Source organism: Streptomyces sp. NPDC079141 (genome assembly GCF_040686775.1).
Taxonomy (GTDB): Bacteria; Actinomycetota; Actinomycetes; order Streptomycetales; family Streptomycetaceae; genus Streptomyces.
On the sequence record NZ_JBFBLP010000012.1, the window covers coordinates 104,551 to 121,771 of the forward strand.

At 72.0% G+C, this 17,221-nt stretch carries 20 protein-coding genes and 1 tRNA gene; 11 read left to right on the forward strand and 10 right to left on the reverse strand.

Annotation, left to right across the window (positions count from 1 at the left end):
- Positions 1–40 precede the first annotated feature (40 nt).
- Positions 41–1,843: a prolyl oligopeptidase family serine peptidase gene (locus tag AB0Q90_RS28480; protein WP_363161068.1), complete on the reverse strand. Its 1,803-nt coding sequence runs from the start codon at positions 1,841–1,843 to the stop codon at positions 41–43.
- A 70-nt stretch (positions 1,844–1,913) separates the two neighbouring features.
- On the opposite strand from AB0Q90_RS28480, the gene AB0Q90_RS28485 reads away from it, so the two are divergent.
- The 3 genes from AB0Q90_RS28485 to AB0Q90_RS28495 all read left to right on the forward strand — a co-directional run bounded on the left by AB0Q90_RS28485 (position 1,914) and on the right by AB0Q90_RS28495 (position 4,006).
- Positions 1,914–2,738 carry a class I SAM-dependent methyltransferase gene (locus AB0Q90_RS28485; RefSeq protein ID WP_363161067.1) on the forward strand — a complete coding sequence of 275 codons (825 nt, stop codon included), beginning with the start codon at positions 1,914–1,916 and terminating at the stop codon, positions 2,736–2,738.
- A gap of 66 nt (positions 2,739–2,804) precedes the next feature.
- Positions 2,805–3,179, forward strand: coding sequence for a nuclear transport factor 2 family protein (locus AB0Q90_RS28490; protein WP_363161066.1), 375 nt, complete (start codon positions 2,805–2,807; stop codon positions 3,177–3,179).
- 35 nt (positions 3,180–3,214) lie between these two features.
- Positions 3,215–4,006 (forward strand): SURF1 family protein, encoded by a 792-nt coding sequence (locus AB0Q90_RS28495; protein WP_363161065.1) that lies wholly within the window; start codon positions 3,215–3,217, stop codon positions 4,004–4,006.
- Positions 4,007–4,029: 23 nt separating this feature from the next.
- On the opposite strand, the gene AB0Q90_RS28500 is transcribed toward AB0Q90_RS28495, so the two are convergent.
- Positions 4,030–5,904: an NAD-binding protein gene (locus tag AB0Q90_RS28500; RefSeq protein ID WP_363161172.1), complete on the reverse strand. Its 1,875-nt coding sequence runs from the start codon at positions 5,902–5,904 to the stop codon at positions 4,030–4,032.
- Between the two features lie 158 nt (positions 5,905–6,062).
- On the opposite strand from AB0Q90_RS28500, the gene AB0Q90_RS28505 reads away from it, so the two are divergent.
- Together AB0Q90_RS28505 and AB0Q90_RS28510 are read left to right on the forward strand one after the other, a co-directional pair.
- Positions 6,063–7,064: a permease gene (locus AB0Q90_RS28505; RefSeq protein WP_363161064.1), complete on the forward strand. Its 1,002-nt coding sequence runs from the start codon at positions 6,063–6,065 to the stop codon at positions 7,062–7,064.
- On the forward strand, positions 7,061–7,756 hold the full coding sequence (locus AB0Q90_RS28510; RefSeq protein WP_363161063.1) for a TIGR03943 family protein: 696 nt from the start codon (positions 7,061–7,063) through the stop codon (positions 7,754–7,756). The genes AB0Q90_RS28505 and AB0Q90_RS28510 overlap by 4 nt, the downstream gene beginning before the upstream one ends.
- Positions 7,757–7,773: 17 nt before the next feature.
- Here AB0Q90_RS28510 and AB0Q90_RS28515 read toward each other — a convergent pair whose 3' ends face one another.
- The 4 genes from AB0Q90_RS28515 to AB0Q90_RS28530 all read right to left on the reverse strand — a co-directional run bounded on the left by AB0Q90_RS28515 (position 7,774) and on the right by AB0Q90_RS28530 (position 9,760).
- The gene (locus AB0Q90_RS28515; RefSeq protein WP_363161062.1) at positions 7,774–7,986 is read right to left on the reverse strand and encodes a DUF4287 domain-containing protein; all 213 of its coding nucleotides are present in this window, start codon (positions 7,984–7,986) and stop codon (positions 7,774–7,776) included.
- A 109-nt stretch (positions 7,987–8,095) separates the two neighbouring features.
- Positions 8,096–8,737 (reverse strand): DUF305 domain-containing protein, encoded by a 642-nt coding sequence (locus tag AB0Q90_RS28520; RefSeq protein ID WP_363161061.1) that lies wholly within the window; start codon positions 8,735–8,737, stop codon positions 8,096–8,098.
- Positions 8,738–8,811: 74 nt separating this feature from the next.
- Positions 8,812–9,231 carry a DUF6153 family protein gene (locus tag AB0Q90_RS28525; protein WP_365733808.1) on the reverse strand — a complete coding sequence of 140 codons (420 nt, stop codon included), beginning with the start codon at positions 9,229–9,231 and terminating at the stop codon, positions 8,812–8,814.
- A gap of 115 nt (positions 9,232–9,346) precedes the next feature.
- Positions 9,347–9,760, reverse strand: coding sequence for an arsenate reductase ArsC (locus tag AB0Q90_RS28530; protein ID WP_363161059.1), 414 nt, complete (start codon positions 9,758–9,760; stop codon positions 9,347–9,349).
- Positions 9,761–9,852: 92 nt separating this feature from the next.
- On the opposite strand from AB0Q90_RS28530, the gene AB0Q90_RS28535 reads away from it, so the two are divergent.
- Together AB0Q90_RS28535 and AB0Q90_RS28540 are read left to right on the forward strand one after the other, a co-directional pair.
- On the forward strand, positions 9,853–10,161 hold the full coding sequence (locus tag AB0Q90_RS28535) for a metalloregulator ArsR/SmtB family transcription factor (RefSeq protein ID WP_363161058.1): 309 nt from the start codon (positions 9,853–9,855) through the stop codon (positions 10,159–10,161).
- On the forward strand, positions 10,158–10,925 hold the full coding sequence (locus tag AB0Q90_RS28540; protein ID WP_363161057.1) for an aquaporin: 768 nt from the start codon (positions 10,158–10,160) through the stop codon (positions 10,923–10,925). Before AB0Q90_RS28535 ends, AB0Q90_RS28540 begins: the two co-directional genes overlap by 4 nt.
- Positions 10,926–11,019: 94 nt before the next feature.
- Here AB0Q90_RS28540 and AB0Q90_RS28545 read toward each other — a convergent pair whose 3' ends face one another.
- Positions 11,020–11,391 carry a metalloregulator ArsR/SmtB family transcription factor gene (locus AB0Q90_RS28545; protein ID WP_363161056.1) on the reverse strand — a complete coding sequence of 124 codons (372 nt, stop codon included), beginning with the start codon at positions 11,389–11,391 and terminating at the stop codon, positions 11,020–11,022.
- Between the two features lie 159 nt (positions 11,392–11,550).
- Between AB0Q90_RS28545 and AB0Q90_RS28550 the strand changes: the two genes are divergently transcribed.
- The 3 genes from AB0Q90_RS28550 to AB0Q90_RS28560 are packed head-to-tail and all read left to right on the forward strand — an operon-like array spanning position 11,551 to position 14,590.
- The gene (locus AB0Q90_RS28550) at positions 11,551–12,921 is read left to right on the forward strand and encodes an FAD-dependent oxidoreductase (protein WP_363161055.1); all 1,371 of its coding nucleotides are present in this window, start codon (positions 11,551–11,553) and stop codon (positions 12,919–12,921) included.
- Between the two features lie 18 nt (positions 12,922–12,939).
- A complete protein-coding gene (locus AB0Q90_RS28555) occupies positions 12,940–13,356 on the forward strand; it encodes an ArsI/CadI family heavy metal resistance metalloenzyme (protein WP_363161054.1) in 417 nt (138 codons plus the stop codon).
- 7 nt (positions 13,357–13,363) lie between these two features.
- The gene (locus AB0Q90_RS28560; protein ID WP_363161053.1) at positions 13,364–14,590 is read left to right on the forward strand and encodes an MFS transporter; all 1,227 of its coding nucleotides are present in this window, start codon (positions 13,364–13,366) and stop codon (positions 14,588–14,590) included.
- 42 nt (positions 14,591–14,632) lie between these two features.
- Here AB0Q90_RS28560 and AB0Q90_RS28565 read toward each other — a convergent pair.
- The 3 genes from AB0Q90_RS28565 to AB0Q90_RS28575 all read right to left on the reverse strand — a co-directional run bounded on the left by AB0Q90_RS28565 (position 14,633) and on the right by AB0Q90_RS28575 (position 16,551).
- Positions 14,633–14,706, reverse strand: a tRNA-Pro gene (locus AB0Q90_RS28565).
- 34 nt (positions 14,707–14,740) lie between these two features.
- Positions 14,741–15,538, reverse strand: coding sequence for a Pr6Pr family membrane protein (locus AB0Q90_RS28570; protein ID WP_363161052.1), 798 nt, complete (start codon positions 15,536–15,538; stop codon positions 14,741–14,743).
- 86 nt (positions 15,539–15,624) lie between these two features.
- Positions 15,625–16,551: a metallophosphoesterase gene (locus AB0Q90_RS28575; protein ID WP_363161051.1), complete on the reverse strand. Its 927-nt coding sequence runs from the start codon at positions 16,549–16,551 to the stop codon at positions 15,625–15,627.
- A gap of 110 nt (positions 16,552–16,661) precedes the next feature.
- On the opposite strand from AB0Q90_RS28575, the gene AB0Q90_RS28580 reads away from it, so the two are divergent.
- Positions 16,662–17,126 (forward strand): GatB/YqeY domain-containing protein, encoded by a 465-nt coding sequence (locus AB0Q90_RS28580; RefSeq protein WP_363161050.1) that lies wholly within the window; start codon positions 16,662–16,664, stop codon positions 17,124–17,126.
- Positions 17,127–17,221 lie beyond the last annotated feature (95 nt).

Below are 17,221 nucleotides of genomic sequence, written 5' to 3' on the forward strand. Positions count from 1 at the left end.
GTCGACGCCGACCAGCCCCACCGGCCGGTACGGTCCCCCGTCAGCGCGCCAGATGCCGCTCCGCGAAGTCCAGTTCCAGGTTGACCTGCTTGATGCGTTCCTCGACCACCAGCGAGCCGTGGCCCGCGTCGTAGCGGTAGACCTCGTGGACGGCGCCCCGGGAATCCAGACGCTTGACGTAGTTGTCGATCTGGCGGATCGGGCAACGGGGGTCGTTGACACCCGCCGAGATGTAGACCGGGGCCTTGACCTGGTCGACATAGGTGAGGGGTGACGAGGCCTCGTAGCGCTCCGGGACCTCCTCCGGGGTGCCGCCCAGGAGGGTGCGGTCCATTGCCTTCAGGGCCTCCATCTCGTCGTGGTAGGCCGTGACGTAGTCGGCGACCGGGACCGCCGCGATGCCCAGCGCCCATGCGTCCGGCTCGGTGCCGAGGCCGAGGAGGGTGAGGTAGCCGCCCCAGGAGCCGCCGGTGAGGATCAGCCGGGCGGGGTCGGCCAGGCCGGAGTCGACCGCCCACTCCCGCACCGCCGCGATGTCCTCCAGCTCGATCAGACCGACCCGGTGCTTCAGCGCGTCCGTCCAGGCGCGGCCGTAGCCCGTCGAACCGCGGTAGTTGACCCGCACCACCGCGTACCCGTGGTCGACCCAGGCCGCCGGGCCCGCCGCGAAGGAGTCGCTGTCGTGCCAGGTCGGGCCGCCGTGGATGTCGAAGACCGTGGGCAGCGGGCCCGTGGCGCCCGCCGGCTTCTGGACCAGGGCGTGGATACGGCCGCCGGGGCCCTCCACCCACACGTCCTCCACCGGCACCGACCCCGGGGACTTCAGGCCGGGCGGATCCAGGACGACCCGGCCCGTCGTCGAGCGGACCGCCGACGGTTCGGCGGCCGAGGACCACAGGTACTCCACCGTGCCGTCCGGGCGGGCCGTCGCCCCCGACACCGTGCCCGGCGGGGTGGTGACCTTTGTCAGCTCGCGGGTCGTCAGGTCGTAGCGGAACAGCTCGCTGCGGGCCTCGTGGCTGTGCGCGATGAGCAGGCCGGAGCCGTCCGGATACCACTCGGCACTCACGTCGCCCGGCAGGTCCAGCGTCAGGTCCGTCTCCTCGCCCGTCGCCACCTCCCACACCAGCGGCTCCCAGCGGCCGCGGCGCTGGTGGCCGACGAGCAGCCGGGTGTCGCCGTCCACCGGAGCGAAGCCCAGCACCTCCAGGCCCAGCTCCACCGTGCCGCCCGCGGTGTCGTCCAGCTCGGCGACCGCCGAACCGTCGGGGCGCAGGACGCGCAGCGCCGAGTGCATCGCGTCGCCGTGCTCGGTGTGCTCGACGGCGATCAGCGAGCCGTCGTGGGAGAGATCGCCGACGCCCGCCGACTCGCGGTGCCGGTAGATCTCCGCCGGGGGCTCACCGGTGCGCGCGAGGTGGATCGTCGTACCCTCCTCGTCCGTCGAGCGGCCCACGACCGCCGTGCGTCCGTCCCTGCCCAGGGCCAGGCCCGCCGGATAGGAGGGGTCCAGGCCAGGGGCCGCCAGCTCGTCCTCGCCGCCGGCGAACGGCTGGCGCCGCCAGACGCCGAACTCGTCGCCGTCCTTGTCGTCGAACCACCAGATCCACGCGCCGTCCGGGGAGAGCACGCCGTCCGTGGTGCCGTTCGGCCGGTGTGTCACCTGCCGCTGCTCGTCCGTCGATCGGTCCCAGGCGTACAGCTCGTACGTCCCCGTCGCGTTCGACACGAACAGGGCGCGGTCCGGGGCGTCCTCCGCCCAGTCCGGCAGTGACACCCGGGGCGCCCGGAAGCGCTTCTCCCAGTCCGGCATCTCCCGGCTCGGCACGTTGCTCTCAGTCATGACCCCATAGTGCCCGCCCCGGCCGACAATTGGCTGGCGAGGTCCTCAGCCTGTGGATAACTTCGGGATCATGTACTCCCGCACCCCCGCCGACTGGCTGGACGCCAACCGCGCCCACTGGGACGAGAGGGTCCCCCTGCACGCCTCCGGCGACTACTACGACCTCGACGGCTTCCGCGCCGGCGCCGACCCCCTGCGCGACTTCGAGCTCGCCGAGATCGGGGACGTGACCGGCCGCAGCCTGCTGCACCTCCAGTGCCACCTGGGCCTGGACACCCTCTCCTGGGCCCGGCGCGGCGCCGCCCGAGTCGTCGGCCTCGACTTCTCCGAGCCTGCCGTCGACACCGCCCGCGGCCTCGCCGCCGACCTCGGCCTCGGCCAGGACCGGGCGGCCTTCGTCGCCGCCGACGTGTACGACGCGGCCGAGGCCGTGCCCGACTCCTCCTACGACATCGTCTACACCGGCACCGGCGCGCTGTGCTGGCTGCCGGACATCCGGCGCTGGGCGGAGACCGCCGCCTCGCTCGTGGCGCCCGGCGGCTTCCTCTATCTCGCCGAGTTCCACCCGCTCACCGACGTCCTGGACGACGAGACCGGCTCCCGTGTCGTGCACGACTACTTCGCCCGCGAGGCCTGGATCGACGAGACGCCCGGCACCTACGCCGACCAGGACGCCGAGACCGTCCACAACCGCAGCGTCGAGTGGCAGCACCCGATCGGCGAGGTCGTCACCGCGCTGGCCGCCGCCGGGCTGCGCATCGAGTTCCTGCACGAGCACGACGTGTCGCTGTTTCCGCGCTTCAGGTCCTTCGAGGTACGGGACGGCTACCACCGCTTCCCGGCGGACCGGCCGCGCATCCCGCTGATGTACTCGCTGAAGGCGAGCAAGGGCTGACGGGCCGTGAGCCGGGCCGGCCGTGAGCCAGGGCCGATTGTCAGTGGCGCGGTGCAGACTCGTGGCATGACCGATCTGCGCAAGACTGTCGAGAGCTTCTGGGCCGCCGCCGAGGCCCGCGACTGGCCCGCGTTCTCGGACACGCTGGCCGAGGACGTCGTCTACACCCTGCCGCAGACCCGCGAGCGCATACGCGGGCGGGAGCGGTACGTGCAGTTCAACCGGGAGTACCCGGGCGACTGGCACCTGCGCATCGAGCGGATCGTCGCCGAGGCGGAGCAGGTGGTCACCTGGATCCACTTCACGGTGGGGCTGGAGGAGATGTACGGCATCTCCTTCTTCACCGGGGACGGGAACGGCCGGATATCCGCCGTCACGGACTTCTGGCCGGAGCCGTACGAGCCGCCGGCGGGCCGGGAACATCTCGTCGAGAGGTACTGACCCCGCGGGTGGGCACTTTATGTCGGCCCCGTACCTTGGAAGGCGTGTACCGGTTTCTGCTGACGCCCCGCTGGTGGGGGATCAACGTCTTCGTGCTGCTCGCCATCCCCTTCTGCGTGTTCATGGGGTCATGGCAGCTGGGCCGGTTCGAGGAGCGGATGCAGGACCACGACCGGGCGACCGCGCGGGCCGAGTCGGACGAGCGGGAGGCCGCGCGTCCGCTCACGGAACTGCTGCCCGTGGACAAGGCCACCTCCGGCAAGCAGGTCACCGCGAGCGGACGGTACGGCGAGCAGCTGCTGGTCCCCGACCGTGAGCTGGACGGCAAGCGCGGGTACTACGTGCTCACCCTGCTGCGCACCGACGACGGCAAGGCGCTGCCGGTCGTGCGGGGCTGGCTGCCCGGCGACGCGGACCGGGCCGAGGCGCCTGCCGCGCCCACCGGCGAGGTCACCGTCACGGGAGCCCTGCAGGCCTCCGAGCAGCCGGGGGAGAACGGCGTGCCCGGGCAGGGCGGACTGCCGGACGGACAGACCGGGGCCATCAGCGCGGCGTCGCTGGTGAACCTCGTGCCGTACGACCTGTACGACGCGTGGGTCACCCTCAACGCGGGCGACTCCGGGCTGAAGACCGTCCCCCCGAGCGCCCCGCAGGACACCGGGCTGGACCTGAAGGCGTTCCAGAACCTCGGCTACACGGGCGAGTGGTTCGTCTTCGCGGGCTTCGTGGTCTTCATGTGGTTCCGGCTGCTGCGGCGCGAGGTGGAACTGGCGCGGGACGCGGAGCTGGGCCTGGTCGAGGAGGAGCAGGAGCGCGTCACCGTGTGACGCGGGTTCCCCCAGGACAGGCCCTACGCCCCCGCCCGCTCCCGCGGCCGTCGGCCCAGCAGCTCCGCCAGCCCCCTGCGGGTAGCCGCCAGTACGACCCGGTCCTCGGCGCGCAGGACGTACGTGTCGGGCAGGTCCCACACGAGCCCTGACGGCCGTACCTCTTCCTCGTCGTCCCCGGAACCGGATGCGTCACCCGCTTCGGACACCGCCGTGTCCAGCGCCAGCACCCGCCAGGCCCCCGCCCGGAACGCCTCGCCCACCGTCCGCCCCTCCAGCTGCGGATGCCCGGACACCTCCACGGACGCGAACAGCAGCACCCGCCGCTCGACCGGAATCGCCCCCAGGATCTGCCGCCCCATCATCGCCCCGGCGAACGCGGGCGCCGCCAGATGCGTCACGCTCCGGCTGCGCGTGGAGGCATGCGGATGCGCGGCCCGCAGCGTCCGGTACACGGCCGTCGCGAAGTCGTCGTCGTACAGCCGAAGGACGACACGCAGGTCGGGCCGTACGGAACGGGCCGCCAGCACCGCCTCCAGATTCGTCGTGTCGGCGCTGGTCACCGCGAGCAGCGCGTTCGCGCGGTGGATCTTGGCGGCCTCCAGGACGCCCTCCTGGGTGACGTCCCCGAGCACGACCGGCACCCGCAGCCGCCGCGCCGTCGCCATCCCGCGCGCCTCCGGATCGGCCTCGACGCACACCACCGGGATGTGCAGCTCCCGCAGCCGGGTCAGCACACGCGTGCCGATCTTGCCGAGCCCGAGCAGCACGACGTGACCGCCAAGACCGCGTGGCGGCTTGCGCAGGGCGGAGGAGCTGCGGAACGTCCCCAGCGCCTCCAGCACCGCGGCCAGCAGCACCGGCAGCAGCAGCAACCCGAGCAGCCCGGACAGGAGTTGCAGGACCTGTCGGCCGGTCGACTCGTTCAGCGCGGGTTCGTTGATCGCGAAGAGGTCGAGCAGGGTCTCGTACGTCGCGTGCAGCGGATGGTCCCCGGTCGCCACCGTCAGCGCGACGGCCAGCGCGACCACACACCCCACAAGACCGGCCAGCGACCACCGCAGCCGCCGCGAGAACAGCGAGGAGAACGCCGGTACGACCCCACGCCCGCCCGGCAGCGACGGCCCCGAGTACGACACCTGCTCCAGCACGACGGCCCCACGCCCCCGCGCCGCCCGTACCGCCGCCTCGTCCGGCAGCAGCTGCGGCTCCTGCTCCCCGCCCGGCGCCGACAGCAGCGCCAGGGTGGCCAGCCCCGGAGCGGTCACCTGCCCGGCCCCCGTCGGCTGCCGCTCCACCGCCCGCAGCAACAGCCCGTCCGTCTGTACGACCTTGCTGGTGCCGACGAGCGCGGTGGCGACCAGCGCGGGGGCGGCCGTGTCGGCGTCGGACAGCACGGTGGTGGAGGCGTCCACGGCATCCCGGTCCGCCTCCCCCTCCCCGGTCGCCAACGTCGCCGCCTGGTCGAGGAGTTCCTCGATGTGCTGCCCCAACCGCCGGTTGTAGAGCCGTAACACGAGCCGCAGGCGGGGGTTGAGGCGGCGGGCGGTCAGCGCGGCGCGGATGTTGGCCTCGTCATCGTCGTAGACCAGAGCCAGTGCGGCGGCCCGGTCCACGCCGGCGTCGGCCAGGACGGCCTCGCTGAGTTCGGCGGCCTCGACGACCCGATCGCCGTCGGCGGGGCCGGATACGGAAGCGCCGTTGCCCGCGGCCCGGTTGACGGCCGCGTTCACCACCCGGTCGAGCAGCGCCGCCGATGCCGCCCGCGCCCGCCCGACGACCGGCGTGCGCACACTGCGTTCGGAGGGCGGCACGACGAGCGTGACCTGTTCGCCGTAGACACCGCGCAGTTCGGCGGCGAGCCGGTGTGCGAGCCCGTCGTCGCCGCACACCACCATGTGCGCGGCGGGCGCACCACCCGGCTGACCCTGACTCGGAACGCTCCCCACGAGGGAGAAGACTGCCCCACCGTGACGGGTGGTTCCAGTGGACACCTGAACAAAGGGCCCCGACTTCCCGTATGCATGGGGAGGCACACAGGAAGGAACGACCGCCCGTGGCGACCACGACCAGGACACGCCCGTCGCCGGACACCGACCAGGAGGGTGGCCGCCGCCTCGACTCCCCCCTGCTGCTGACCATGGTGCTGCTTCTGGCGGTCCTGCTCCAGAACCCCCTGCGCGGCGCCCTGTCCGCACCGGTCATGCAGAACTGGATGACGGTGTTCGTCGCGGTGATGATCCAGGCGCTGCCCTTCCTCGTCCTCGGCGTCCTTCTCTCCGCGGCCATCGCGGTGTTCGTCCCGCCGTCGTTCTTCGCCCGCGCCCTGCCCGCCCGCCCCGCCCTCGCGGTACCGGTCGCCGGGGCGGCGGGCGCGGTGCTGCCGGGCTGCGAGTGCGCGTCGGTGCCCGTCGCGGGAGCGCTCGTGCGGCGCGGGGTCACCCCGGCCGCGGCACTGGCGTTCCTGCTGTCCGCCCCGGCGATCAACCCGATCGTGCTGACGGCGACGGCGGTCGCCTTCCCCGGCAACCCGGAGATGGTCCTCGCCCGACTCGTGGCGAGCCTGCTGGTGGCCTGCGCGATGGGCTGGCTGTGGCTGCGCCTCGGCCGCGCCGACTGGCTGCGCCCACCGGCCCGTTCGTCCTACGACGGCCAGGGCCGGGGCGCCGCCTTCTGGGGCTCGGTCCGGCACGACGTGATGCACGCCGGCGGCTTCCTGGTGGTGGGCGCGATGGCGGCGGCCACCCTGAAGGCGGCGGCGCCGGAGAGCTGGCTGCGCGAGCTGGCCGGCAACCCGGTGCTCGCCGTGCTCGCCCTGGCCGTGCTCGCCGTACTGCTGTCGATCTGTTCGGAGGCGGACGCGTTCGTGGCCGCGTCGCTGACGCACTTCTCCCTCACCGCCCGGCTCACCTTCCTGGTGGTCGGACCGATGATCGACCTGAAGCTGTTCGCGATGCAGGCGGGCACGTTCGGCCGGGCCTTCGCCCTGCGCTTCGCGCCGACGACCTTCGCCGTGGCCGTCCTGGTCTCGGCCGCCACCGGGGCGGTGCTGCTGTGAACCGCCAGGCCCAGGCCGCGATCCTCTTCCTCCTCGGCGCGTCCCTGCTGCACGCGGGCACCACCGACCTGTACCTGCGCTACGTCAAGTCCGGCCTGCGCCCGCTGCTGCTGGCCTCGGCGGCGGTGCTGATCGTGGCGGCGCTGGCGACGTTCTGGTACGAACACCGGCGCCCCGACCCCGCGCACTCCCACCCCGAGCCCCGCATCAGCTGGCTCCTGGTGCTGCCCCTTCTCGCCCTGATCCTGGTGGCCCCGCCCGCCCTCGGCTCCTACAGCGCCCTGCGCACCGGAACGGCCCTGCAACAGCCGTACGGCTACGCCGAGTTGCCCTCCGGCGACCCGGTCCGGCTCGGCCTGGTCGACTACGCGGGCCGCGCGGTCTACGACCACGGCCGCTCCCTGAAGGACCGCCGTGTCGAGATCACCGGGTTCGTGGCGCTGGACCGCGCGGGCACCCCGTATCTGGTCCGGATGACCCTCAACTGCTGTGCCGCGGACGCCCAGCCGGTCAAGGTCGCCCTGACCGGCGAGGTTCCCCCGGTCCTCCGCCCCGACACCTGGCTGCGCGTCACCGGCACCTACACCCCCCGCCGCACGAAGGACCCGGTCAACGGCGCCCCCATCCCGTTCCTGAAGGTCACCAGCGCCGTCCCGGCACCGACGCCGCAGGACCCGTACGAGGAGAACTGACGTCGCTCTGGGGGGACTTACCGGCCGGCGGACTCGGCCAGGGTGTGCGCGACGAGCGCGTTGGCGTGGCCGTGGCCCAGACCGTGCTCGGCCTTGAGCCAGTTGACGAGTTCCATGTGCCGGGTCAGCGGCGAGGAGCGGATGAGGTCCTTCCACTCCGCGACGGGACGGCCGTACTTCTTCTCGATCGAGGGGAAGTAGCTCGCGGGGCCCTTGGCGATTGCGGTCATGTCGGTGGTCTCCTGGCTGCGTCGGGGACGGCTTTGTACAGGAGACCGACTTACGGCGCGGAAATCATCGGTCGGTGGCCCGGGATCCGGGCCACCGACCTGACTGCCGTCAGTTCTTCTCGTCGAGGAGCTCGTTCATCTCCTCGATCTCGGCGTTCTGCGCGGTGATGATGTCGCCGGCCAGCTCCTTGGCGGGCCCGTACTGGCCCTTGTCCTGCTCGGTGCCGGCCATCTCCACGGCGCCTTCGTGGTGGTCGATCATCATGGTCAGGAACATGGTGTCGAAGCCGGCGCCGGACGCCTCCATCAGCTTGTCCATGTCCTCGGTGTCCATCATCCCGGGCATGCCGGAGGAGTCGTCGCCGTGCCCGCCGGAGTGGTCCATGCCGGGCATGCCGGAGGGCACGTCCTCACCCCAGGACTCCAGCCACCCGGACATGGTCTCGATCTCCGGGTCCTGCGCCTTCTCGATCCGGGAGGCGAGGTCCTTGACCTCAGCGGAAGACGCCTGGTTCTTGGCCATCTTCGCCATCTGAACGGCCTGCTGGTGGTGCGGGATCATGTCCTGCGCGAAGGACACGTCCTGGTCGTTGTGGGCGCCGGCGGTGTCCTCGGCGGTGGCCGAGGCCGCCGTACCGGAGCCGGTGTCGGAGCCGCCGTCCTCACTGCCGCAGGCGGCGAGGAGGAAAGCGGCGGCGAGCGCCGTGGCGCCGAGCGCGGCACGACGGACGAGGGAACGGGTGCTGGTCATGCTGGTACTCCTGCGATGTACGGGGGTGTGCTGGGACATGGCTGAGTGCCGTACGACGACGGCTCGGCCTTGTCCTAGATCCGCAGGAGTTGCAGTTCGGCGAGGGTGGGCGGGGCGCGACCCCCGTCGGGTGCGGCCAGGAAGGCGCCAGGCGCCCGGTCGACGACCGGGACGGCACCGAGCGGATCGCCCGGGGGCGAGGCGAACACGGGCCCCGCACCCACGGCACCGGACGCACACGTGGCATCGGCATGCTGAGCGTGCCCACCGGTGTCGGCGTCGCCGTGGCAGACGTACTCGTCGTACTCGCCGTGCCCCATCGCCATGCCGACGTGCGCCGAGGCGGCGGGGGAGTGATGCCCGCCGACCGCTCCGGTACTCCCCGGAGCGAGCGCATGCATCCCGAAGAGCCCCGCAAGCAGCCCGAGCACCAGCAACACACGCCACCGCCCGAGGGGCGAGGACGCAGGCCGAAGCTGTGCGGGGGCTGTCACGGTCCCCATGCTACGGAAGCCGGGGGGCGGGGGTGGGGGGTACCCGGGCTTCGGTGGGATTGGTGTCGGTGTGGGTGGGCGTACCCGGCTACGTTGCGGACGTCCGTCGCCGTGCTCAGACCGTCGGCTCCGGCGCGATCTCCTTGATCAGGCCCTCGACCAGCACCCTGATCTCGTCCCGGATCGGGCGGACGGCCTCGACGCCCTGGCCGGCCGGGTCCTCCAGCTGCCAGTCCAGGTAGCGCTTGCCGGGGAAGACGGGGCAGGTGTCGCCGCAGCCCATGGTGATGCAGACGTCGGACTCCTTGACGGCGTCCACGGTGAGCATCTTCGGCACCTCGGCGGAGATGTCGATGCCGACCTCCCGCATCGCCTCGACGGCGGCCGGGTTGACGTGCTCGCCCGGGTTGGAGCCGGCGGAGCGGACCTCGACGCGGTCCCCGGCCAGATGGGTCAGCCACGCGGCGGCCATCTGGGAGCGGCCGGCGTTGTGGACGCAGACGAAGAGCACGGAGGGCTTGTCGGACATCGGAGGCTCTCTCTTGTCTCACGGCGGCATCAGGCGTGGATGACATCAGCACCCGATGGTGTCAGTCACCACTGATGTGACAGTATCAGCCCATGATGACGTCAGTCGACACTGACCTGATCCGGGTACTGGCCGACCCGCTCAGGCTCCGGATCGTGACCCTGCTCGCCAAAGAGACGCTGTGCACCACCCACCTGGTGGAGGAGACCGGAGCCAAGCAGACCAACCTCTCCAACCACCTGAGAGTGCTGCGCGAGGCAGGAGTCGTCGAGACGGAGCCCTGCGGCCGGTTCACGTACTACCGACTCAAGCCCGACGTCATCGCCTCCCTCGCCGGTCAGTTCGCCGACCTGGCCGAGTCCGCTCGTACCGCCGCAGAGAACAAGAGGGCCTGCCCATGACCCCCGCCGAAGCCGCCCCGACCGCGCAGTCCGCGCCGGCGGCTCCCGCACCCGCGCCGGCCGCCGCCCCGCCGCGTACCCCGCTCGTCGCCCGCGTCTCCGCCGAACTCATAGGCACCGCCCTGCTGGTGGCGGTCGTGGTCGGCTCCGGTATCCAGGCCACCGCGCTGACGACGGACGTGGGCGTGCAGCTGCTGGCCAACTCCCTGGCCACCGTCTTCGGCCTCGGCATCCTGATCCTCCTGCTCGGCCCGGTCTCCGGCGCGCACTTCAACCCCGTGGTCACGCTGGCCGACTGGTGGACGGGCCGGCGCGCCGGCACGGGCGTGACGACCCGCGAGGCCGCGGTGTACGTGCCCGCGCAGATCGCGGGCGCGATCGCGGGCGCGATCCTGGCGGACGCCATGTTCGGCGAGCCCCTCGTGGAGTGGTCCACGCACGACCGCTCCGCCGGGCATCTGCTGCTCGGCGAGGTGGTCGCCACCGCCGGCCTGATCCTGCTGATCTTCGGCCTGGCCCGCACCGGCCAACTCCGCTACGCCCCCGTGGCCGTCGCCTCCTACATCGGCGCCGCGTACTGGTTCACCTCGTCGACGTCCTTCGCCAACCCCGCGGTGACCATCGGCCGCACCTTCAGCGACACGTTCGCGGGCATCGCGCCGGGTTCCCTCGCGGGCTTCATCGGCATGCAGATGATCGGCGCCGTGGTCGGGCTGGCGCTGGTGGCGCTGATCTTCCTGCCGGGGCGGGGCGCGGCGGAGTGACCGGGACGTGCCGGGCGGCGGTGATCGGCGTCGGCCGCCCCGCCCGCCGGGCCGCGCGCGAGATCACCGCCCTGCTCACCGCCCTGCTCGCCGGTCAGGCGGCGGCCGGCGTGACGAGCAGGAGCCTGCCCATCGCGGCCAGTACGGACGGCTCGACCCGGTAGTACACCCAGGTTCCGCGCCGCTCGGAGGTCAGCAGCCCGGCCTCCTTGAGCTTCTTCAGGTGGTGGGAGACGGTCGGCTGCGAGACCCCCACGTCGGAGATGTCGCACACGCACGCCTCGCCGCCCTCGTGCGAGGCGACCGCGGAGAACAGCCGCAGCCGCACCGGGTCGCCGAGGGCCTTGAACATCCGCGCGGCCGTCTCGGCCTCCTCCGCGGTGAACGGCCGCTCGGTGAGCGGTGGGCAGCAGGGTGCGACGGCGTCGGAGTCGTCGAGCAGCGGCAGCACCTTGGTGTTTGACATGCATCTATGTTGACACACGTCGAAGCAAGGGGCAGGGTCCCGGGATTCCTGGATTCCGCGACCCTCGACTTCGACAAATGTCTATGTTGACGCTCGTCGAATCAGGTGCCATGCTGGCGGCGCAGGCCATCGACAAACGTCGAAGCAAAGGGGAGTCCAGTGGCTGTATCCGTGAAGAGCGCGCCCACCACCGACCAGCTGCCGGTCGTCGTCATCGGCGCGGGCCCCGTCGGACTGGCCGCCGCCGCCCACCTCGTCGAGCGCGGCCTGGAACCACTGGTGCTGGAGGCCGGCCCCACCGCCGCCACGGCCGTACGGGACTGGGCGCACGTCCGTCTGTTCTCCCCATGGGCCGAGGTCACCGACCCCGCGGCCGAGAAGCTCCTCGCCCCCACCGGCTGGGTCCGCCCCGACGGCGCGGCCTACCCGACCGGCGGCGACTGGGCCGAGCACTACCTCCAGCCGCTCGCCGACGTCCTCGGCGACAAGGTCCGCTACGGCACCACCGTCACCGGTGTCGCCCGCGCGGGCCGCGACCGCATCGTCGACGCCGACCGCGAGGAGCAGCCGTTCACCGTCCACCTGCTGGGGACGGACGGCCGCGAGGAGCGGATCACCGCGCGTGCCGTGATCGACGCCTCCGGCACCTGGTCGACCCCGAGCCCGATGGGTGCCGACGGACTCCCGGCCCTCGGCGAGAAGGCGGCCGCCGACCGCGTCTCCCACCGCGTCCCCGACCTCAAGGACCCGGCCGTACGTGCCCGTTACGCGGGCAAGCGCACCGCCGTCATCGGCTCCGGCGCCTCCGCCTTCACCGCGCTGGCCCTCCTCGCCGACCTGGCCGAGGAGGAGGCCGGCACGCACGCGGTGTGGATCCTGCGCCGCGGCATCGGCGCCAACACCTACGGCGGCGGCGAGGCCGACCAGCTCCCCGCCCGCGGCGCCCTCGGCCTGCGTGCCAAGTCCGCGGTGGAGGACGGCCACGCGAGCGCGGTCACGGGTTTCCGCACCCAGTCCGTGGAACGCGACGGCGACCGGCTGATCCTGGCCGCCGAGGACGGCCGCAGCCTGCCCCCGGTGGACGAGATCATCGTGCTGACCGGCTTCCGCCCGGACCTCTCCTTCCTCTCCGAGGTCCGCCTCGGCCTCGACGAGCGCCTCCAGGCCCCGACCGCTCTGGCCCCGCTCATCGACCCCAACGTCCACTCCTGCGGCACGGTCTACCCGCACGGCGTGGGCGAACTCTCCCACCCCGAACAGGACATCTACCTGGTCGGCATGAAGTCCTACGGCCGCGCGCCCACGTTCCTCGCCCTGACGGGCTACGAGCAGGTCCGCTCCATCACTGCCGCGCTGGCCGGCGACCGCGAGGCGGCAGAACGCGTCGAACTGACCCTGCCCGAGACCGGCGTGTGCGGTGGCGCGGGCCTGTACGACGAGCCCGAGGCAGCGCAGTCCGGCGGCTGCTGCGCGGCCCCGGCCACCGTACAGATCGGCATCGGCGCCCCGGCCACGTCCGGCGGCTGCTGACCCAACTGGAGGTACGCCATGTCCCGAGTTCAACTGGCCCTACGCGTCCCAGACCTGACCGCCTCGGTCGCCTTCTACACCAAGCTGTTCGGCACCGCCCCCGCCAAACTCCGCGACGGCTACGCCAACTTCGCCGTCACCGAGCCCCCGCTCAAGCTGGTCCTGATCGAAGGAACACCGGACGAGGACACCCGCCTGGACCACCTAGGCGTGGAAGTCGAGACGACGGAGGCGGTCCACACGGCCACCACGCGTCTCGCCAAGTCCGGCCTGACCACGACCGAGGAAGAGAACACCACGTGCTGCTACGCCCTCCAGGACAAGGTCTGGGTCCAGGCCCCCGGCCGGGAACCCTGGGAGGTGTACGTGGTGAAGGGCGACGCCGACACCCTCACCAAGAACCAACCCCCCACCACGGCCGACACTTGCTGCTGACCCACCGATGACCGACCTGGACACCAGCGGGGCCGCGACCGGCACGGGGAACCGGTCACGGCCCCGCGCCGCCCTGCCCGCCCTCTGCGCCACCCAGATCACCGGCTGGGGAGTCGTCTACTACGCGTTCCCGGTCCTGAACCCACAGATCACCGCAGAAACCGGCTGGTCGACCACCAACACGACGGCCGCCTTCTCCGCCGCCCTCCTGGTCTCGGCCCTCGCCGGCATCCCCGTGGGTCGCATCCTGGACCGCCGGGGCCCCCGCGCCGTAATGACCACAGGCTCCGTCCTGGGCGTCCTCGCGATACTGGCCGTCGCCCACGCCCCCACCCTCGCGACCTTCACAGCGGCCTGGCTGCTGGCCGGGGTCTCCATGGCGGCGACGTTCTACCAACCGGCCTTCGCGGCGCTGACGCGCTGGTGGGGCGAACACCGCGTACGGGCCCTGACCATCGTCACCCTCGCCGGCGGCCTGGCCTCCACGGCCTTCGCCCCCCTGACCGCCGCCCTGTCGGAACACCTGAGCTGGCGCGCCACGTACACGGTGCTGGCGTTGGTCCTCGCAGCGATCACAATCCCGGCACACGCACTGGCGCTACGAGCGGAATGGCCCCCGGCACCCCGAACCCTCAAACCATCCGACGGCCGCTCGGTAATACGCACCCGCCCCTTCCACCTCCTGGCCGCGGCCATGACCCTGAACAGCTTCGCGATGTACGCCGTAGTCATCGCCCTGGTCCCCCTCATGATCGCCCGCGGCCACCCCCCGACGGCCGCAGCCTGGGCCCTGGCCCTGGGCGGCGCGGGCCAGACCCTGGGCCGCACCCTCTACGCCCCCCTCGCCCGCCGCACCACCGTCACCACCCGCACGGTGCTCCTGATCGCCGCCGGCGGAGCCACCACCCTGTCCCTGGCCCTGGTCCCCGCCCCCTACCCCCTCCTCCTGGCCCTCTCCGTCACCGCAGGCATGGTCCGAGGCAACCTCACCCTCCTCCAGGCCACCGCCGTAACCGACCGCTGGGGCACCACCCACTACGCCACCCTCTCCGCCACCCTCACGGCCCCCGCCACCCTCGCCGCCGCGCTGGCCCCCTTCGCCGGCGCAGCCCTCGCCCACGAACTCGGCAGCTACACAGCCCTGTTCACGACCCTGTCCCTGACATCGTTGACGGCCGCGGCGCTGGCAGCGGGTTCGGCACCAAGGTCCCCCGAAAACCACTCAGGGGCCTGACCCGTTTCCACGGATCAGGCCCCTGACCTGGTGTTACAGCTGTCGGGGTGGCGGGATTTGAACCCACGACCTCTTCGTCCCGAACGAAGCGCGCTGCCAAGCTGCGCTACACCCCGATTGTCGCTGCTTGTCGCGGCGACGTCGTTTACTTTAGCCCACCGGTGGCTGGAGACGAAATCCAGTTTTGGCGCGGTGGTGGGCGCGGTGGCGGACGGGGTTCGGGCGGGTGTGGTCGAGGGCTACGAAGAGGACGGCGAGGGCGTAGATGGAGAGGCCGAGGAGGAGGGCGTTGCCGAGGACGCTCTTGTAGCCGTGCAGGTCCACGTCCAGGAACGGGTAGAGGTAGCGGCCGTCGGCTCCGGGGAGCAGGAGTTCGCCTCTGAGCAGGGAGAACGCCAGGTAGGCCAGGGGGTAGAGGAGCCAGGTCGCGGCGTGGCGCAGGCGTAGGCCGCCGGGGGCCGTCAGCAGGAGCCAGTCCAGGAGGGCCGCGATCGGGGTGGCTGTGTGCAGGACGTGGTTGGCCACGGCGTGCCAGCCCGTGGGGGGCGCCGTGTCGCCGGTCATGGAGAACGGGCTCGACGTGTTCGCCAGGAGCAGGTGGTAGACGAGGCCCGTGATCGTGACGTAGAGCAGGGCCGCGCCCGTCAGGGCCGGGGACAAGGGGCGGCGGGCCGTCCAGGCGCGGCGGGCCGCGAGGAGCATGACCAGGGCCAGCAGGATGTTGCTCTGGATCGTGAAGTAGCTCAGGACCCGCAGCGGGCTGCCGAGGAGGAGTTCCAGCGTCACCGCGCCGGCCGCCGCCAGGGCGATCAGCAGGCGGTACAGGGCGGCCGGGCGGCGGCGTACGGGGGCCACCACCGCCGTGGCGGGGACGGGCGAGGGCAGCAGCGCGGGCATGCCCGGAACGGCGGGCAGATCCGGGATGTCCCTGGGTATGGGGGCGGTCATGCCCTCACGCTAAGCAGGGGGGATGAATGGGGCGATACGGGCGGGCCGTGCGGGTTAACCCCGCCGATCTCCATCCCAGGGGAACGTCAGCCGCGCTCCACCAACGTCAGCAGCGTAGCCTCCGGCGGGCAGGCGAAGCGGAACGGGGTGTAGCGGTTCGTGCCGCAGCCCGCCGAGACGTGGAGGTAGGACGTGCGGCCCTCCGCCGTGTGCGTGGACAGGCCCTTCACCCGGTCCGTGTCCAGGTCGCAGTTGGTGACCAGGGCGCCGTAGAAGGGGATGCACAGCTGGCCGCCGTGCGTGTGGCCCGCCAGCAGCAGGGGGTAGCCGTCGGCCGTGAAGGAGTCCAGTACGCGCAGATACGGCGCGTGCACCACGCCCATCGAGAAGTCCGCCGTACCGGACGGGCCGCCCGCGACCTCGGTGTAGCGGTCGCGTTTGATGTGCGGGTCGTCCAGGCCCGTCAGCTCCACCGACACGCCCTCGACCTTCAGGGTGCCGCGCGTGTTGGTCAGGTTCAGCCAGCCCGCCTCGTCGAAGCCGTCCCGCAGGCCCTCCCACGGGTTGTGGATCACGCCGACGGCGGGCGGGTTGCCGTTCAGGCCGTGGCGGCCCTGGGCCTTCTCCAGCAGGTAGCGGGCGGGGTTGCGCAGCTTGGGGCCGTAGTAGTCGTTGGAGCCGAAGACGTACGCGCCGGGGAACTCCATCAGCGGGCCGAGCGCGTCCAGGGCCTCCGGCACGCCCTCGGGGTCGGAGAGGTTGTCACCCGTGTTGATCACGAAGTCGGGGCGCAGGCCGGCCAGCGAGCGCAGCCAGCGCTGCTTCTTGTGCTGTCCGCTCACCATGTGGATGTCGGAGACCTGGAGCACGCGCAGGGGGCGCATCCCGGTGGGGAGGACGGGGACCGTCACCCGTCGCAGACGGAAGGAGCGGGCCTCGAAACCCGCCGAATAGAGCAGTCCGGCGGCGCCAGCCGCCGCGATCCCCAGAGGTACTCCGTATCGCGCGCGCATACCTCCATCGTGTCAGACGGCGCCCAACTCCCGTGCCCGGCCGCCCCTCAAGCGCCCCGCCACGGAAATCAACGGGCACCGTTCCCCTTGCACCTGCGACAATCGACCCCATGACCACGCTCAAGTCGAAGCTGCAGGACGACCTCAATGCCGCGATCAAGGAGCGCGACGAGCTCCGCTCCTCGACGCTCCGGCTGACGCTCGCCGCGATCACCAAGGAGGAGGTCGCGGGCAAGGAGAAGCGCGAGCTCTCCGATGACGAGGTGCTGAAGGTGATCACCAAGGAGGCGAAGAAGCGCCGCGAGGCCGCGGACGCCTTCGCCCAGGGTGGTCGTCCCGAGTCGGCCGAGCGGGAGAAGGCGGAGGGCGAGGTGCTCGCCGAGTACCTGCCCAAGCAGCTCGGCGACGAGGAGCTGGAGCGGATCGTCGCCCAGGCCGTCGAGGAGGCCAGGGCGGCCGGCGCCGAGGGGCCGCGGGCCATGGGCGCCGTCATGAAGATCGTGAACCCGAAGGTGGCCGGCCTGGCCGAGGGCGGCCGAGTCGCCGCCGCCGTGAAGAAGCTGCTCGCCGGCTGACCGACCCCGGTGCCGGAGAGACCTACGGCCCCTTCCCCTCCGCAGAGGGAAAGGGGCCGCAGCCTTGATCCAGGAGTACGGAAGCCTTAATCCGG

Coding starts and splice junctions, on each gene's coding strand:
- AB0Q90_RS28535 (WP_363161058.1), top strand. CDS start 9,853: ATGATGACGTCAGTCGACACTGACCTGATCCGGGTACTGGCCGACCCG.
- AB0Q90_RS28520 (WP_363161061.1), bottom strand. CDS start 8,737: ATGACCAGCACCCGTTCCCTCGTCCGTCGTGCCGCGCTCGGCGCCACG.
- AB0Q90_RS28540 (WP_363161057.1), top strand. CDS start 10,158: ATGACCCCCGCCGAAGCCGCCCCGACCGCGCAGTCCGCGCCGGCGGCT.
- AB0Q90_RS28570 (WP_363161052.1), bottom strand. CDS start 15,538: ATGACCGCCCCCATACCCAGGGACATCCCGGATCTGCCCGCCGTTCCG.
- AB0Q90_RS28560 (WP_363161053.1), top strand. CDS start 13,364: ATGACCGACCTGGACACCAGCGGGGCCGCGACCGGCACGGGGAACCGG.
- AB0Q90_RS28530 (WP_363161059.1), bottom strand. CDS start 9,760: ATGTCCGACAAGCCCTCCGTGCTCTTCGTCTGCGTCCACAACGCCGGC.
- AB0Q90_RS28500 (WP_363161172.1), bottom strand. CDS start 5,904: ATGGTGGTGTGCGGCGACGACGGGCTCGCACACCGGCTCGCCGCCGAA.
- AB0Q90_RS28485 (WP_363161067.1), top strand. CDS start 1,914: ATGTACTCCCGCACCCCCGCCGACTGGCTGGACGCCAACCGCGCCCAC.
- AB0Q90_RS28555 (WP_363161054.1), top strand. CDS start 12,940: ATGTCCCGAGTTCAACTGGCCCTACGCGTCCCAGACCTGACCGCCTCG.
- AB0Q90_RS28575 (WP_363161051.1), bottom strand. CDS start 16,551: ATGCGCGCGCGATACGGAGTACCTCTGGGGATCGCGGCGGCTGGCGCC.
- AB0Q90_RS28580 (WP_363161050.1), top strand. CDS start 16,662: ATGACCACGCTCAAGTCGAAGCTGCAGGACGACCTCAATGCCGCGATC.
- AB0Q90_RS28490 (WP_363161066.1), top strand. CDS start 2,805: ATGACCGATCTGCGCAAGACTGTCGAGAGCTTCTGGGCCGCCGCCGAG.
- AB0Q90_RS28515 (WP_363161062.1), bottom strand. CDS start 7,986: ATGACCGCAATCGCCAAGGGCCCCGCGAGCTACTTCCCCTCGATCGAG.
- AB0Q90_RS28480 (WP_363161068.1), bottom strand. CDS start 1,843: ATGACTGAGAGCAACGTGCCGAGCCGGGAGATGCCGGACTGGGAGAAG.
- AB0Q90_RS28545 (WP_363161056.1), bottom strand. CDS start 11,391: ATGTCAAACACCAAGGTGCTGCCGCTGCTCGACGACTCCGACGCCGTC.